Source organism: Streptomyces flavofungini (genome assembly GCF_030388665.1).
Lineage (GTDB): Bacteria > Actinomycetota > Actinomycetes > Streptomycetales > Streptomycetaceae > Streptomyces > Streptomyces flavofungini_A.
Genome location: NZ_CP128846.1, coordinates 1,975,198 through 1,990,527, shown reverse-complemented (window position 1 = coordinate 1,990,527; position 15,330 = coordinate 1,975,198). Strand labels below are relative to the sequence as shown.

Annotated in this window: 11 protein-coding genes and 2 pseudogenes; 9 read left to right on the top strand and 4 right to left on the bottom strand. The window is 72.3% G+C overall.

The features are described from left to right. Positions 1-125 precede the first annotated feature (125 nt). The 5 genes from QUY26_RS07800 (at position 126) to QUY26_RS07780 (ending at position 6,972) form a co-directional block, all read left to right on the top strand. Positions 126-1,016 carry an FAD binding domain-containing protein gene (locus QUY26_RS07800; protein WP_289944472.1) on the top strand — a complete coding sequence of 297 codons (891 nt, stop codon included), beginning with the start codon at positions 126-128 and terminating at the stop codon, positions 1,014-1,016. Then, positions 1,016-1,609, top strand: coding sequence for a (2Fe-2S)-binding protein (locus QUY26_RS07795; protein ID WP_289944469.1), 594 nt, complete (start codon positions 1,016-1,018; stop codon positions 1,607-1,609). Before QUY26_RS07800 ends, QUY26_RS07795 begins: the two co-directional genes overlap by 1 nt. A gap of 2 nt (positions 1,610-1,611) precedes the next feature. Continuing rightward, positions 1,612-3,996, top strand: a complete 2,385-nt coding sequence (locus tag QUY26_RS07790; RefSeq protein WP_289944466.1) for a xanthine dehydrogenase family protein molybdopterin-binding subunit — start codon at positions 1,612-1,614, stop codon at positions 3,994-3,996. A 224-nt stretch (positions 3,997-4,220) separates the two neighbouring features. Continuing rightward, positions 4,221-5,678, top strand: coding sequence for an NCS2 family permease (locus tag QUY26_RS07785; RefSeq protein ID WP_289944465.1), 1,458 nt, complete (start codon positions 4,221-4,223; stop codon positions 5,676-5,678). 73 nt (positions 5,679-5,751) lie between these two features. After that, positions 5,752-6,972 (top strand): XdhC family protein, encoded by a 1,221-nt coding sequence (locus tag QUY26_RS07780; protein ID WP_289944463.1) that lies wholly within the window; start codon positions 5,752-5,754, stop codon positions 6,970-6,972. Between the two features lie 104 nt (positions 6,973-7,076). Here QUY26_RS07780 and QUY26_RS07775 read toward each other — a convergent pair whose 3' ends face one another. Further along, positions 7,077-8,147, bottom strand: a complete 1,071-nt coding sequence (locus QUY26_RS07775) for an oxidoreductase (protein ID WP_289944460.1) — start codon at positions 8,145-8,147, stop codon at positions 7,077-7,079. A 99-nt stretch (positions 8,148-8,246) separates the two neighbouring features. On the opposite strand from QUY26_RS07775, the gene QUY26_RS07770 reads away from it, so the two are divergent. Together QUY26_RS07770 and QUY26_RS07765 are read left to right on the top strand one after the other, a co-directional pair. After that, positions 8,247-8,846 (top strand): TetR family transcriptional regulator, encoded by a 600-nt coding sequence (locus QUY26_RS07770; protein WP_436840493.1) that lies wholly within the window; start codon positions 8,247-8,249, stop codon positions 8,844-8,846. Between the two features lie 93 nt (positions 8,847-8,939). After that, the gene (locus QUY26_RS07765) at positions 8,940-10,235 is read left to right on the top strand and encodes a cytochrome P450 (protein WP_289944457.1); all 1,296 of its coding nucleotides are present in this window, start codon (positions 8,940-8,942) and stop codon (positions 10,233-10,235) included. A 7-nt stretch (positions 10,236-10,242) separates the two neighbouring features. On the opposite strand, the gene QUY26_RS07760 is transcribed toward QUY26_RS07765, so the two are convergent. From QUY26_RS07760 to QUY26_RS41135, 3 genes and pseudogenes are all read right to left on the bottom strand, one after another. Further along, on the bottom strand, positions 10,243-11,022 hold the full coding sequence (locus QUY26_RS07760; RefSeq protein WP_289955573.1) for a polysaccharide deacetylase family protein: 780 nt from the start codon (positions 11,020-11,022) through the stop codon (positions 10,243-10,245). Between the two features lie 136 nt (positions 11,023-11,158). After that, a pseudogene (locus tag QUY26_RS07755) lies at positions 11,159-11,809 on the bottom strand (NADase-type glycan-binding domain-containing protein); the annotation flags it as partial. A gap of 398 nt (positions 11,810-12,207) precedes the next feature. Continuing rightward, positions 12,208-12,738 (bottom strand): annotated as a pseudogene (locus QUY26_RS41135) (ATP-binding protein); the annotation flags it as partial. 94 nt (positions 12,739-12,832) lie between these two features. Between QUY26_RS41135 and QUY26_RS07745 the strand changes: the two are divergent. Together QUY26_RS07745 and QUY26_RS07740 are read left to right on the top strand one after the other, a co-directional pair. Beyond that, positions 12,833-14,215: an NAD(P)/FAD-dependent oxidoreductase gene (locus QUY26_RS07745; protein WP_289944453.1), complete on the top strand. Its 1,383-nt coding sequence runs from the start codon at positions 12,833-12,835 to the stop codon at positions 14,213-14,215. Positions 14,216-14,304: 89 nt separating this feature from the next. Beyond that, complete coding sequence (locus QUY26_RS07740; protein ID WP_289944451.1) at positions 14,305-15,324, top strand: hypothetical protein; 1,020 nt, start codon at positions 14,305-14,307, stop codon at positions 15,322-15,324. The last annotated feature ends 6 nt before the right edge of the window (positions 15,325-15,330 follow it).

Sequence of the window (15,330 nt, the reverse complement as noted above, 5' to 3'; positions counted from 1 at the left end):
AGTAGTCGAGAGGCGAAGGGCCACCTTGGCCAAAACGATCGCCCCGGCTCGTCAGCCTAGTAAGCCCCGGTCGGATCCCTCACGGGACCCGGCCGCACGGCACGATCACGAAGAGAGAGCCACTCATGGACTTCCTTCGCCCCGCCAGCTGGGAGGAGGCGCTCGCCGCGAAGGCCGAGCACCCCACCGCTGTGCCGATTGCGGGTGGCACCGATGTCATGGTCGAGATCAACTTCGACCACCGTCGTCCGGAGTATCTGCTGGACCTCAACCGCATCGGTGAGCTGCGGGAGTGGGAGGTCGGTGCGGACACCGTCCGGCTCGGCGCGTCGGTCCCGTACACGGACATCATGGAGAACCTGCGCGCGGAGCTTCCCGGCCTCGCGCTCGCCTCGCACACGGTCGCCTCGCCCCAGATCCGCAACCGCGGCGGCGTCGGCGGCAACCTCGGCACCGCGTCCCCCGCCGGTGACGCCCACCCGGCGCTGCTCGCCGCCGACTGCGAGGTCGAGGCGGAGTCCGTGCGCGGCTCCCGTCTGATCCCGATCGACGAGTTCTACACCGGCGTGAAGCGCAACGCCCTCGCGCCGGACGAGCTGATCCGGGCCGTGCACATCAAGAAGGCCGACGGGCCGCAGCAGTACTCCAAGGTGGGTACGCGCAACGCCATGGTCATCGCCGTGTGCGCCTTCGGCATCGCGCTGCACCCCGAGACCCGCACGGTGCGCACCGGCATCGGCTCCGCCGCCCCGACCCCGATCCGGGCCAAGGCGGCCGAGGAGTTCCTGAACGCGGCGCTCGAAGAGGGCGGCTTCTGGGACAGCAAGAAGATCATCACCCCGTCGGTCGCCAAGCAGTTCGCGGAGCTCGCCTCCGGCGCCGCCAACCCCATCGACGACGTCCGCGGCACCGCGAACTACCGCCGCCACGCCGTCGGCATCATGGCCCGCCGCACGCTCGGCTGGACGTGGGAGTCCTACCGCGGCACGGGCCGCAGCACGGAGGGAGTCGCGTAATGCGTGTCAACTTCACGGTCAACGGCCGTCCCCAGGAAGCCGACGACGTGTGGGAGGGCGAGTCCCTGCTGTACGTGCTGCGCGAGCGCATGGGCCTGCCGGGCTCCAAGAACGCCTGCGAGCAGGGCGAGTGCGGTTCCTGCACCGTCCGGCTCGACGGCGTGCCGGTGTGTTCGTGCCTGGTCGCGGCCGGACAGGTGGAGGGCCGCGAGGTCACCACCGTCGAGGGCCTCGCCGACTACGCCAAGCACCGGCAGAGCGCCCACCCCGGCGGCGGCTGTGCCTCCGGCGCCTGCGGCACCTCGCTCCAGGACGCCCAGCAATGGACGGCCAAGGGCCAGGACGGCCAGACGGGCGAGGGCACCGAACTCTCCCCGATCCAGCAGGCGTTCATCGACGCGGGCGCCGTCCAGTGCGGCTTCTGCACCCCCGGTCTGCTCGTCGCGGCCGACGAACTCCTGGAGCGCAACGACCAGCCGTCCGACGCGGACATCCGCGAGGCGCTGTCCGGCAACCTCTGCCGCTGCACCGGTTACGAGAAGATCCTCGACGCGGTCCGCCTGGCTGCGGCCCGCCAGGGAGAGGCGGTCTGACCATGGCTGGCACCACCACGGGAATCCCCGCCAACGTCACCCAGGGCTCGAAGACGAAGGGCGGCGTCGGCGAGTCGATGCTGCGCCCCGACGGCACCCTGAAGGTGACCGGCGAGTTCGCCTACTCCTCGGACATGTGGCACGAGGAGATGCTCTGGGGCCAGGCCCTGCGCTCCACGGTCGCCCACGCCGAGATCGTGTCCATCGACACCTCCGAGGCCCTGGCGATGTCGGGCGTCTACGCCGTCCTGACGGCCGACGACCTGCCTGCCGCCAAGAACTACGGCATGGAGTACCAGGACACCCCCGTCCTCGCCTACGGCAAGGTCCGCCACCACGGCGAGCCGATCGCCCTCGTGGCCGCGGACCACCCGGAGACCGCGCGCCGCGCCGCCGCGAAGATCAAGATCGAGTACCGCGAGCTGCCGGTCATCACGGACGAGGCGTCCGCGACCGCGCCCGACGCGGTCCTGGTCCACGAGAACCGCGGTGACCACCACGCCGGGCACGTCCCGCACCCGAACATCGTGCACCGCCAGCCGATCATCCGCGGCGACGCCGCCGAGGCCGCCAAGAAGGCCGACGTGATCGTCAAGGGCGAGTACACCTTCGGCATGCAGGACCAGGCCTTCCTCGGCCCGGAGTCCGGCCTCGCGGTGCCCGCCGAGGACGGCGGCGTCGACCTGTACGTGGCCACCCAGTGGCTGCACTCGGACCTCAAGCAGATCGCCCCCTGCCTCGGCCTGCCCGAGGAGAAGGTCCGCATGACGATGGCGGGCGTCGGCGGCGCGTTCGGCGGCCGCGAGGACATCTCGATGCAGATCCTCGCCTCCGTGCTCGCCCTGCGCACCGGCAAGCCGGTGAAGATGGTCTACAACCGCTACGAGTCCTTCTTCGGCCACGTCCACCGGCACCCCGCGAAGCTCTACTACGAGCACGGCGCCACCAGGGACGGCAAGCTCACGCACATGAAGTGCAAGATCGTCCTGGACGGCGGCGCCTACATGTCCTCGACCCCCTCGGTCGTCGGCAACGCCTCGTCCCTCTCGGTCGGCCCGTACGTCATCGACGACGTGGAGATCGAGGCGATCGGCCTCTACACCAACAACCCGCCCTGCGGCGCCATGCGCGGCTTCGGCGCGGTCCAGGCGTGCTTCGCCTACGAGGCGCAGATGGACAAGGTGGCGGCGGAGCTGGGCATGGACCCGGTGGAGTTCCGGCAGAAGAACGCGATGGAGCAGGGCACGATCATGCCGACCGGGCAGCCGGTCGACTCGCCCGCCCCCGTCGCCGAACTGCTGCGCCGGGTCAAGGCCCGCCCCATGCCGCCGGAGCGCCAGTGGGAGTCCAGCGAGGGCGCCGACGTCCGCGCGCTGCCGGGCGGCCTGTCCAACACCACGCATGGCGAGGGCGTCGTCCGCGGCGTCGGCTACGCCGTCGGCATCAAGAACGTCGGCTTCTCCGAGGGCTTCGACGACTACTCGACCGCGAAGATCCGCATCGAGGTCATCAACGGCGAGGCCGTGGCCACCGTCCACACCGCGGCGGCCGAGGTCGGCCAGGGCGGCGTCACCATCCACGCGCAGATCGCCCGCACCGAGCTCGGCGTCCAGCAGGTCACCATCGCCCCCGCCGACACCCAGGTCGGCTCGGCGGGCTCGACCTCCGCGGGCCGCCAGACGTACATGACCGGCGGCGCCATCAAGAACTCCTGCGAGATCGTCCGTGAGAAGGTCCTGGAGATCGGCCGGCGCAAGTTCGGCTCGTACCACCCGGCCTGGGCGAGCGCCGAACTCCTCCTGGAGGGCGGCAAGGTCGTCACGGACGGCGGCGAGGCCCTCGCGAGCCTCGTGGACGTCCTGGAGGACGAGGCCGTGGAGGTGGAGGAGGAGTTCCGCCACCGCCCCACCCAGGCCTTCGACCTGCGCACCGGACAGGGCAACGGCCACGTCCAGTACGCCTTCGCCGCGCACCGCGCGGTCGTCGAGGTCGACACCGAGCTGGGCCTCGTGAAGGTCATCGAGCTGGCCTGCGCCCAGGACGTCGGCAAGGCGGTCAACCCGCTCTCCGTCATCGGCCAGATCCAGGGCGGGACCACGCAGGGCCTGGGCGTCGCGGTGATGGAGGAGATCATCGTCGACCCGAAGACCGCGAAGGTGAAGAACCCCTCCTTCACGGACTACCTGCTCCCGACCATCCTCGACACCCCGACGATCCCGGTCGACTACCTGGAGCTCGCCGACCCGCACGCGCCCTACGGCGTACGCGGCATCGGCGAGGCCCCCACCCTCTCCTCGACCCCCGCGGTCCTCGCGGCGATCCGCGCGGCCACGGGCCTGGAGCTCAACAAGACGCCGGTACGTCCGGAGCACCTCACCGGCACGTGAGTTCTCCGGGCGGCGCGAGCGTCCCCTGATGGACGCGGAACGTCACACTTCCGATGCCCGCGCCGCCCGGAGTCCAACTCCCCTTCGCAGGGGGACCTTTCGTTCGTCTCGGGCCGTCCCCCGGGTCGTGCAGCCAACGCACCATCCCAAATCCCGCAGTCGTCACAGACCCGTCAGCGACGCGTCTGATGCGGGTGCCCCTTTGAACCTTGGGAGTAGGCACCATGACCCAGCAGTCACTGGAGCCGAAGACCACCGCGGAGGACGCGGGCTCCGGCTCACGCGTCCCCGCCGGACGGTCTTGGCTCGACCGGTACTTTCACATATCCCGCAGAGGATCGACGGTCGCGCGTGAGGTGCGCGGCGGCATCACCACCTTCATGGCGATGGCGTACATCGTCCTGCTCAACCCGCTGATCCTGTCCGGCAAGGACGCCGCGGGCGACACGATGGGGCAGAAGGCCCTCATCACCGCGACGGCCTTCGCCGCGGCCGTCACCACCCTGCTCATGGGCTTCGTCGGCAAGGTGCCGCTGGCCCTGGCCGCCGGGCTCTCCGTGTCCGGCGTCATCGCCTCGCAGGTCGCGCCCGAGATGACCTGGCCGCAGGCCATGGGCATGTGTGTGATGTACGGCGTGGTGATCATGCTCCTGGTCGTCACCGGGCTCCGCGAGATGATCATGAACGCGATCCCGCTCGCGCTCAAGCACGGCATCACGATGGGCATCGGCCTGTTCATCGCCATCATCGGCCTGGTCAAGGGCGGCTTCGTCCACCAGGGCAAGGCCACCCCGCTGACCCTCGGCCCGGCCGGCGAGCTCCAGGGCTGGCCCGTCCTGCTCTTCGCCGGCACCCTGCTCCTGATCTTCATGCTGCAGGCCCGCAACACCCCCGGCGCCATCCTGATCGGCATCATCACCGGCACGATCGTCGCCGTCGCCCTGAACGCGATGGACGTCATCAACCCCAAGCAGTGGGCCAACGGCGCCCCCGAACTGCACGGCAGCGCGGTCTCCACACCCGACTTCTCGCTCTTCGGGGACGTCGAGTTCGGCGGCTGGGGCGAGGTCGGCGCGATGACGGTCGGCATGATCGTCTTCACTCTGGTGCTCGCGGGCTTCTTCGACGCCATGGCGACGATCATCGGCGTCGGCACCGAGGCCAACCTGGCCGACGACAAGGGCCGCATGCCCGGCCTGTCCAAGGCCCTGTTCATCGACGGCGCGGGCGGCGCGATCGGCGGCGTCGCGGGCGGCTCGGGGCAGACCGTCTTCGTGGAGTCCGCGACCGGCGTCGGCGAGGGCGCGCGTACGGGTCTCGCCTCCGTCGTGACCGGCCTGTTCTTCGCGGCCTGCCTGTTCTTCACGCCCGTCACCGCGATCGTCCCGCAGGAGGTCGCGTCCGCCGCGCTCGTCGTCATCGGAGCCATGATGATGATGAACGCCCGGCACGTCGACTGGGCCGACCGCGCCACCGCGATCCCGGTCTTCCTGACCGTGGTCCTGATGCCCTTCACGTACACCATCACCACCGGTGTCGCGGCGGGCGTCATCGCCTGGGTCGCCATCAAGATCGCTCAGGGCAAGGCACGCGAGATCGGGGCCTTCATGTGGGGCCTGACCGTGATCTTCATCGTGTACTTCGCCCTCAGCCCCATCGAAAGCTGGATGGGCGTCCACTGAGGCGCCGCCCGCCCCGCACACGCACATGGGGAGTCTCTCGGGGAGGCTCCGCAGAGCCCTTGAGGAGGCCGACATGCTGGACATCGCCGAAGAGCTGAACCGGTGGGTCGAGCAGGGGCGTGACTTCGCCGTCGCCACCGTCGTGGCCGTCGGCGGCAGCGCGCCCCGGCAGCCCGGCGCCGCCCTCGCCGTCGACAGCGACGGCACGGCGATCGGGTCGGTCTCCGGGGGCTGTGTGGAGGGCGCGGTGTACGAGCTGTGCCGGCAGGCGCTCGACGACGGCGACACCGTCGTCGAACGCTTCGGCTACAGCGACGACGACGCCTTCGCCGTAGGCCTGACCTGCGGCGGAGTCATCGACATCATGGTGACGCCGGTCCGCGCGGACTCGCCCGCGCGGCCGGTGTACGCCGCCGCCCTCGCCGCCGCGGCCCGGGGCGATGCGGCCGCGGTCGCCCGGGTCACCGAAGGCCCGGCCGAGCTGATGGGCCAGGTGCTGCTCGTCCGCGCGGACGCCGGGGCCGGGGCCGCGGGGGCCGCGCACGGGGACGGGCCCCCGGAGGAGGTCGCCCGGGATGTCGCCGTCCCGTACGAGGGCGGGCTCGGCGGACATCCCGAGCTGGACCGGACCGTGGCGGGCGAGGCGCGTGCCCTGCTGGACGCGGGCCGCACCGCGACCGTCGGGATCGGCGCGGACGGCTCCCGCTGCGGGCAGCCCCTGACCGTCCTGGTCGAGTCCTCCGTACCCCCGCCCCGGATGATCGTCTTCGGGGCCATCGACTTCGCCTCGGCCCTCGTCCGCGTCGGCAAGTTCCTCGGCTACCACGTCACCGTGTGCGACGCCCGGCCCGTCTTCGCCACGTCCGTCCGCTTCCCCGACGCCGACGAGATCGTCGTCGAGTGGCCCCACGAGTACCTGGAGCGCACCGAGGTCGACGGCCGCACCGTCCTGTGCGTCCTCACGCACGACGCCAAGTTCGACGTGCCGCTGCTGCGGCTCGCGCTGCGGCTTCCGGTGGCCTACGTGGGCGCCATGGGGTCGCGCCGCACCCATCAGGACCGCAACCGCCGGCTGCGTGAAGTCGGCGTCAGCGAGCTGGAGTTGGCGCGCCTGCGGTCGCCCATCGGGCTCGACCTCGGGGCGCGTACGCCGGAGGAGACGGCGTTGTCCATCGCGGCGGAGATCGTCGCCTCGCGGCGGGGCGGGAGCGGGGTCTCGCTCACCGGGGCGCACACGCCCATCCACCATGACGGAACGCGGAAGACGGGTGGGCGGATCGGGTCGGTCGCCTGAGGTCGGGCCGGTCGGCGCCCCCGGACGGGGTTGCTGTTCATCGCGCTGCGCGCTCGTCCTCGAACGCCGGACGGGCTGAGAAGGCATCGCGCTGCGCGTTCGCCTCAATCGCCCTCGTCTCGATCGCCGGACGGGGGCAGATCCTCCTCCCGGGACGTCGAGTGGCCGGTGGAGGGGCTCAAGTCCCTTCCCCGGAACGTGAAGTGCACCCCCGTCAGGTCCTCCGACAAGGTCCAGAGGCGGGTCGCGGTCTCGGGGTTCGTCGCTTCGGGGGAGAGGCGTACCCGCTTGGGGGCGCCGCGCAGTTCCGCCGGGCCGTCGGGGCCGATGAAGTCGCCGCCCTGTGCCTCCGGTGCCGTCGCCGCGTAGAGCTGGGGGAGGGCGCCCCGGTCGGGGGACTGGGCCAGGGGCTTGAGGAGGCGGCCGAACAGGAGCTTGACCATGCCGGTCGGGGCGGCCGTCTGGAGGTTGGTGGCGGTGTAGCCGGGGTGGGCGAGGACGCTGCGGACGGGGCTCGACGCCTCGGTCAGGCGGCGGTGCAGCTCGTGGCCGAAGACGGCGTTGGCCAGCTTGGACTGGTTGTAGAACGCCATCGGGGAGTACGTCCGCTCCCCGGAGAGGTCGTCGAAGGCGAGGCGGCCCTGGCGGTGGTTGGTCGACGTCACCGTGACCACACGGGAGTCCGGCGTCGCCGTCAGCAGGTCGAGCAGCAGCCCCGTGAGCGCGAAGTGGCCCAGGTGGTTGGCGGCGAACTGGAGCTCGTGGCCCTGCGCGCCGAGCGTCCGGGGCGGGGCCATCACGCCCGCGTTGTTGATGAGGCCGTCCAGGCCGCCGGGGCCGTTCGAGCCGGTGCGGTCCGCGTGCAGACCGGCGGCGAAGGCGCGCACCGAGTCGAGGTCGGCCAGGTCGAGGCGGCGCACCTCCAGGCTCGCGTCCGGCTGGTCGGCGGTGATCCCCGCCACGGCCCGGCGGCCCTTCGCCTCGTCCCGTACCGCGAGGACCACGTGCGCGCCCCGGCGGGCGAGGGCGCGGGTGGTCGCGAGGCCGAGGCCGCTGTTGGCCCCCGTGACGACGTACACCCGGCCGGTCAGGTCCGGTATGGAGGCGGCGTCCCAGCCGCCCTTCCGTGGCTGCTGCTGCCCGCGCTGCGCGTGCTGCTGGCTCTGCTGCGTCATGCGGCACATGCTGCCTCGCGTGACACCGAGTGTCAATGCGCTACCAAGTGCCATGCGGGGCATCGCATGTAGCATGGCGGGGTGAGTTCTCGCCGTGAAATCAGCCTGGCCGAGCGCAAGCGTCAGCTCGTCGCGGACGAATTGACCGAAGCGGCGCTGCAGTTGCTCGCCCTGAAGGGGTTCGACGCCGTCACCGTCGACGAGATCGTGGGCGCGGCGGGCGTCTCCAAGCGGACGTTCTTCCGGTACTTCGCGTCCAAGGAGGACGTCGTCGTCCAGTTCCTCGCCGACATGGGCACCGGCATGTGCGCGGAGCTGGCCGCCCGGCCTGCCGGGGAGCGGCCGTCCGAGGCGCTGCGGCACGCCGTCTGGGTCCCGCTCGGCGAGTGCGCCGACCACTCCGAGCGGGCGCTGCGCGTGGTCCGGCTGATCCTCGGGACGCCCGCGCTGCTCGCCCGCTTCCTGGAGCGGCAGGCGCAGTGGCGCGACGACCTGGCGGCGGAGCTGGCCCGCCGGGAAGGCCGCGACGCCGCGGCCGAGATGTACCCGCGCCTGGCCGCCGGGATGGCGCTGAACGCCTTCGACACGGTGCTGCACCGGTGGAGCGGCAGCGAGGGCAAGGAGGACCCGGCGGGCCTGACGGACCAGGCGTTCACCGTGATCGCCCCGGCCCTTGACGCGGGGGTCCTGCGGGGCTGAAGGGGACCGCGGGGGGACCGCGCCGGCGCACGGTCCCCGTGGGCGGGCGCGCGCCCTTCCGTGGGCCTCGGCGGCTCGGGCACCATGAGGAGGATGGAGCGGCAACAGCACGCCAGGCTCGACGAGTTGATGCGCGACCCCTACCCGCTGTACGCGCGCGCCCGGCGTGCCGAAGGGCTCACCTTCGTGCCCGAGCTGCAGGCCTGGCTGGTCGCCAGGGACGCCGACGTCCGTGAGGTGCTGCGCAGGCCCGACGTGTTCTCCTCGGCCAACGCGGTGCGCCCGGACACCGTCCCCGCGCCCGCGGCCCTCGCCGTCCTCGGCCAGGACCAGGGCGGCGGACCGCGCCGCCGCGTCGTCGTCACCGCCGACGGCCCGGCCCACCAGCGCCTGCGCGCACCCATCGTGCGCGGCCTCTCCCCGGCCCGGGTCGCCGCCGTCCTGCCGTACGTGATCGAGCGGGCGACGGCCCTGGTCGACGCCCTCGCCGCGGCGGGACCCGGCAGGCGGGGCGGGCCGCGCGTGGACGTGATGGAGGCTTACGCGCTACGGCTGCCGGGGCAGGTGATCGGCAGGATCCTCGGCCTCGACCCGGCGGACGTGCCGGTGGTCGTGCGCGGCGGCCACAGCTCGGAGCAGCTGCTGTTCCGGCCGCTCCCGGAGGACGAGCAGGTCGCGGCGGCCCACGACACGGTGGCGCTGCGACGGCTCCTGGAGGGCTACGTACAGGACCGGCACGCCGCGCCCCGGGACGATCTGTGCAGCGAGATGGTCGGCTCGCTCGCCCCCGACGACAGCGATCCCGACGACAGCGAACCCGAGGCCGACGGCGCCGGCCCCGCGCTGACCCTCGGGCAGCGCGCCGAACTGGTCGCGCACCTGCACAACTTCCTGCTCGCCGGGCACCTGACCACCACGGCGCTGATCGGCACGACCCTGCTGCACCTGCTGCGCCACCCCGCGCAGTGGAAGCTGCTCTGCGAGGAGCCGGAGCGGATCCCCGCGGCCATCGAGGAGGCGGCCCGCTACGACACCGCGCTCCAGGGCTTCCGCCGCGTCACCACCCGCGCCGTCACCCTCGCGGGCACCGAACTCCCGGCGGGCGCCGAGGTCCTGGTCGGCTTCGGCTCGGCGGGGCGCGACGCCGGGCGGTACGAACGCCCCGACGTCTTCGACATCACCCGCACCCCGGTCGCCCGGCACGTCGCCTTCGGCCTGGGCGCGCACGGCTGCCCCGGCGCCCAGCTCGCCCGCGAGCAGCTGCGGGTGACGCTGGAGCTGTTCACGCGGCGCTTCCCCGGCCTCAGGCTCGCTGCGGACGGGCCGCCGGTGAAGATGCGCCCGACGCTGATCCACCGGTCACCGGAGGCCCTGTACGTGGAGTGGTGACCGCCGACTAGCGGTACACCTTCCCCGGCTCCGCCTTGCCCGGCGCGAGCAGCTGCGGCACGGTCACGAAGACGTACCCGCGCTCCTTCAGGGCGTCGATGATGCCCGGCACCGCGGGCACGGTCCCCTTGTAGATGTCGTGCAGCAGGATGATTCCGTCCCGGCTCGACTGTTCCAGGACCCGCTTCTCGATGAGGGCGGAGTCGTTCGTCGTGTAGTCCTTGGCCGTCACCGTCCACAGGATCTCGGAGAGCCCGAGCTCGCGGGAGATCTTGTTGACGGTGTCGTTGGTGCGGCCCTGCGGCGGGCGCATGAGCGTCGGCTTCTTGCCGATGAGCTTCTCGATCGCCTTGTTGGGGCGCTCCAGCTCGGCGCGCGCCTCCTCGGGGTCGATCTTGGTGAGGATCTTGTGCGACCACGTGTGGCTCGCGACCTCGTGCCCCTCGGCGTCCATCTGCTTGACCAGCTCGGGGTACTTCACGATGTGGTTCTTGCCGAGCGTGAAGAAGGTCGCGGGCACGGCCTTCTCCTTGAGGATCTTCAGCAGCCGTGGCGTGTTCTCGCTGGGCCCGGCGTCGAAGGTCAGCGCGATGCACTTCGCCTTGCGGCAGTCCACGGTGCCGAACGTGCCCTGGTCAGCGGCTTTCGCGTCCACCGCGTCCTTGCGGACGGTGCTCGGGGACACGGTGTCCAGCTTGGTGCAGCCGGACAGGGCCACGCTCGCGGCGAGCGTGGCGAGCCCGAGAAAGGCGGTGCGCGGACGCAACCTGATCGCGGGCTTCCGCATCTTGTGTATAGCAGGCATGCGGGAACTATACATGCAGTGTATAGAAGGGGCCGCGCAGGGGCTGACGTGGGCGGAAGCCCGGGGCCCCGGTGGCGCCCGGGACCCCGCGACCGCGTCGGGCCCGGCTCCCGCCGGATCAGGTCCTGCTTCCGTCGGAGCGGCCGAACATCTCGATCTCCGCGATGGCCACCTGCTTCTTCGCGGTCGCGGCGTGGGCCGACTCGATCGTGAAGCGGACCTTGGTGACCTCGCCGACGCGGAAGGCGCGGCGCCGGCCGCCCGCCCCCGGGTCCAGGGTCAGATCGCGGGTCGTCGTGCTGCCGTCCTGCTTGGTGATCGTCGCCTTCACCCGACGCGGCAGCGCGGACTTGTCGAGCCGGTCGGCGCGCGTCGACGTACCCGGCGTGATGATGAGGTCGAGCAGCCGGGTCGGCCGCGCGAACCCCACCTCGATCCACTCGCCCTGGCCCGACTGTGCCACCCCCGGCCCCCACCAGGTGTTGTTCAGCTTGTCGAACGCCAGCTTCGCGGGGTGACCCTCGTACGCCCGGGACGCCTTGATCCGGTCCGGCTCGACCGGGGCGCGCTTGGCGAAGTGGTCACGCGTCGCGTTGTAGCCGTCGGGGATGAACACCACGCCGAGGATGAGCAGCGTCACGACCACGACGACGGTGACCCAGGTGCCGACCCGGTCGAACACACGGCGCAGCCGGGGCCGCTCACCGGCCCAGGGCGCCTCCTCCCGGCCGGGCCCGAACAGCCGGCGCCACCACGGCAGGTCCCCGGGCGCCGTGCGGACGCGGGCGGGGATCGGCGAGCAGAACGGTCACGTCGGTGGCAGCGGTCAACTCCTCGACCATCGCCCGGTCGGTCGGGCAGGCCGCACACCACGACCGCCCGGCCGCTCAGCCGTGCCTCGCGCAGCAGGTCCGGGACGTGGTCCGCGGGGCCGGAGTGGCGCAGCGCGTCGACGCCCGCCGTGCGCAGGGCGGACGCGAGGGTCTCGCCCTCGCGGTGCTCCCGCAGGTAGACGGCGAGGGGCCCTCCGCCGAGCCTGGCGGCGAGCCTCTTGGCGAAGTCCTCGTCGTGCCCGGCGGCGGGCGGCGGCTCCGGCATCGGGACGAGACCGCCGAGGAGCGAGGCGTCCGGGGTGTCGTCGCCCAACAGGTGCGCGACGAGCCGGTCCGGAACCCGCAACGCCCGGGACAGCAGCGGCCGGTCGGCGTCCTCGACACTCAGCAGGCCGTGGGCGCGCAGCGGCGCCGAGGGGTGGAAGCGGGCGCGAGCCGCCGCCAGGTGCGCGTGCACCCCGCACAGGTCGAGCGCGAGGCCCACGGTGGCGCGGCGGCGGCTCCCGTCGTCGTTCAGATAGCCGTAGAGCGGCTCGAAGGTGCGGTCGAGGTCGGGGGCGAGGGCGATGAGGACGACGGCGGTGTCCAGCTCGGACAGCCCCGTCCGGGCGGCCGTCCGGGCGGCCGTCCGGGCCAGCCGGTCGTCGAGGCCGTGCGGCCAGTGGTCCAGGGCGTCTCGCGGGGCGTCCTCACGGCCGGGCGGCCCCAGGGGTGCCGACGGGGTGCCGGCGGGTGCCTGCGGGGAGGCGGTCGCGCTGCGACGCCGTGTGCTCCCGTGCGCTCCCCGGGCGGTCTTGATCGCCTCCGTGGCACGCGGTGAAGTGTCATCAGTTCTGAGGCGTGCGACCCGAGTTGAGCCGCACACGCCGAGCCCCGCACACCGAGCCCCGCACGCCGAGCCGCACACACCGAGCCGCGCTCAGCCCCGTCGCGCTGAGCCGAGAGAGACGGGACGGGCCATGGCCACGAACAAGCGCAGCCCACAGGCAGGACCCCGCTGGGAGCGGGCCGTCGTCGTCGGTGGTGGGTACGCCGGGCTCGTCGCCGCGCGCGTCCTCGCCGACCACTTCGCCGACGTGCTCGTCCTGGAGCGCGACCCGGTGCAGGCGGACACGGGCGTGCACCCGCACATCCCGCAGGGCTACCACGCGCACGCGATGCTCGCGAAGGGCGGCGAGGTCCTGGAGGGTCTCTTCCCCGGGCTGCGGGCCGAACTCGCGGACCTCGGCGCGCCCGTCTTCGACTACGGCGAGCGGATCAGCTTCCTGCTGCCGACCGGCTTCGCGCCGCGCCACCGGGTCGGGGTGTCCATCCAGACCTTCACCCGCGACGAGCTCGAACGGTGCCTGCGCCAGCGGGTGTCGGCGCTCACGCCGGTGCGTCTGCTCGGGGCCACGCACTGCGAGACCGTCACCGGGAGCGCCCCCGGCCGCCTGGACCGGGTGCGCTACCGCACGGCGGGCGCCGAGGGCTCCGTCGAGGTCACCGCCGACCTCGTCGTGGACGCGTCCGGCCGCGCCACCTCCGTCGACCGCTGGCTCACGGACGCGAAGCTGCCGGTGTCCGCCAAGACCGTCATCAAGGCGAAGATCACCTACACGTCCGCGTGCTACGAACGTCCGCGGCAGGACCGCGAGGACGGCCCTGACTTCGACGTCGCGTACCAGATGGCCTTCGCGCCCGGCGTGCCGCGCGGCGGGGTGGTCCTCGCCGTGGAGCACCACCGCTGGATGTGCTCGCTGTTCGGCTTCGACCAGCACGTGCCGCCCACCGACGACGAGGGCTACCTCGACTTCGCGCAGAGCCTCGACAATCCGCGCCTCGCCGAGCAGATCAAGCGCGGCACCCGGCGGGGCGAGATCCACCGCTACACCAACCCCGGCAACGAGTGGCGCCTGCACCACAAGAACCCCCGCTGGCCGGAGCGCCTGATCGCGCTCGGTGACGCGGTCTGCGTGTTCAACCCCGTGTACGGACAGGGCCTCACCGTCGGCGCGCTCGAAGCCGAACTGCTCGGCCGCCTGCTGCGCCGCCGCCGGGGCGGCCCGCCCGGCCTCGACGGCCTCAGCCGCGCCTACCAGCGCGGCGCGGCCCGCCTCATCAAGGTCCCGTGGACCATGGCCAGCAGCTCCGACCTGATGTGGGCCCCCGGTAACCAGCCACTTCCCGCCCGCTTCGCCCACTGGTACAACGAGCACGTCTTCGCGCTCGCCGTGGCCGACCCGGACGTATGGGCCAGGTTCGTCCGCGTACTGAACATGTCCGCGCCGCCCACGCTGCTGTTCCACCCGGCCGTGCTCACCAAGGTGGTGCGCCGCGCGCTCACCCGCCGCGCGAGCTGAACCCACGGCGCGGGGGGAGCGCCGTCGGCACTGGCTCGAAATCGATCATGAAATGATCATCAACGGCCTGTCAGATGTATACCTTTGCCGTGACTTTACGCGATTTCCTCCCCCTGACCTGCGCCGCGACCGCCTTGGCCGCAGCGCTCTGCGCCTCCCCGGCCGCCGCCGCGGAGCCGTCGGCGCCGACTCCCCGCGCGGCCGACCGCGGCGCCGCGCCCGCCGAGAACACGCTGTGCGTCTACAGCACAGAGATCACCGACAAGACCACCGGCGGCTACGTCTGGGACGTGGGCACCCGCGCCCACGCGCTCTGGAAGTCCGATGACTTCCAGAGCAAGTACGGCAAGCTTTCCTACGGCGAGCAGACGAACAAGCTCCTGTACGAACTCAACGTGAGCCAGCACGTCTTCGGCCACAGCTGGCTGGTGCACTTCAACTCCGACGGCGCGTTCCAGCGGCGGCTCGCCGGGGGCGGCACGGCCCGCTACGACACGTACTCCTTCCAGCCGCAGGACCCCGACGGCCGCAACGGCGACGGCAGCCCGGTGGACGGCATGTCCGTCAACTACACCGGCTACGACATCAACGCGCCCGGCAAGCCCCTGGTCGAGTGGGACCGGCCCAGCCGCAAGCAGGACCGCGACGGCGCGTACGCGCCCCGGGCGGCCCGCTGCAAGACGCTCAGCGCCACCCAGCAGGCCGCGTTCGACCGCGAGATCGCGCGGCGTGAGCGGGCCGACGAGAAGTACACGCTCCTGCCGAGCTGGAAGTACCTGCTGACCGGCGGCTGGGCCGGCACGCCCGCCCGCAACTGCACGACCTTCGCCCTCCAGGTGTGGGACACCACGATGGCCGACGCCCCGGCCGAGCGCATCGACCCGACGCTCCCTCTCCCCGCCGGCGACCTCAACCGGCGCGGCGCCCAGGTGGCCAAGGACCTCACCCAGAGCGAGTACTCGGCGTGGATACCGGCCCTCGCAGGCAAGTGGATCCACGAGAAGAACGGCAACCGCGACGAGAACGACGAGGTGCCGCGCTTCGCGGACGATCACCTCGCCCCCGCGACCAGCCCCGCCGGAGGCCGATCCGGGAGCTGGATGCGCTGATCGCGG

Bases quoted from the DNA above. Each gene is read 5' to 3' on its own strand.
- QUY26_RS07800 (WP_289944472.1), top strand. From the start codon at position 126: ATGGACTTCCTTCGCCCCGCCAGCTGGGAGGAGGCGCTCGCCGCGAAG.
- QUY26_RS07795 (WP_289944469.1), top strand. From the start codon at position 1,016: ATGCGTGTCAACTTCACGGTCAACGGCCGTCCCCAGGAAGCCGACGAC.
- QUY26_RS07790 (WP_289944466.1), top strand. From the start codon at position 1,612: ATGGCTGGCACCACCACGGGAATCCCCGCCAACGTCACCCAGGGCTCG.
- QUY26_RS07785 (WP_289944465.1), top strand. From the start codon at position 4,221: ATGACCCAGCAGTCACTGGAGCCGAAGACCACCGCGGAGGACGCGGGC.
- QUY26_RS07780 (WP_289944463.1), top strand. From the start codon at position 5,752: ATGCTGGACATCGCCGAAGAGCTGAACCGGTGGGTCGAGCAGGGGCGT.
- QUY26_RS07775 (WP_289944460.1), bottom strand. From the start codon at position 8,147: ATGACGCAGCAGAGCCAGCAGCACGCGCAGCGCGGGCAGCAGCAGCCA.
- QUY26_RS07765 (WP_289944457.1), top strand. From the start codon at position 8,940: ATGGAGCGGCAACAGCACGCCAGGCTCGACGAGTTGATGCGCGACCCC.
- QUY26_RS07760 (WP_289955573.1), bottom strand. From the start codon at position 11,022: ATGCGGAAGCCCGCGATCAGGTTGCGTCCGCGCACCGCCTTTCTCGGG.
- QUY26_RS07745 (WP_289944453.1), top strand. From the start codon at position 12,833: ATGGCCACGAACAAGCGCAGCCCACAGGCAGGACCCCGCTGGGAGCGG.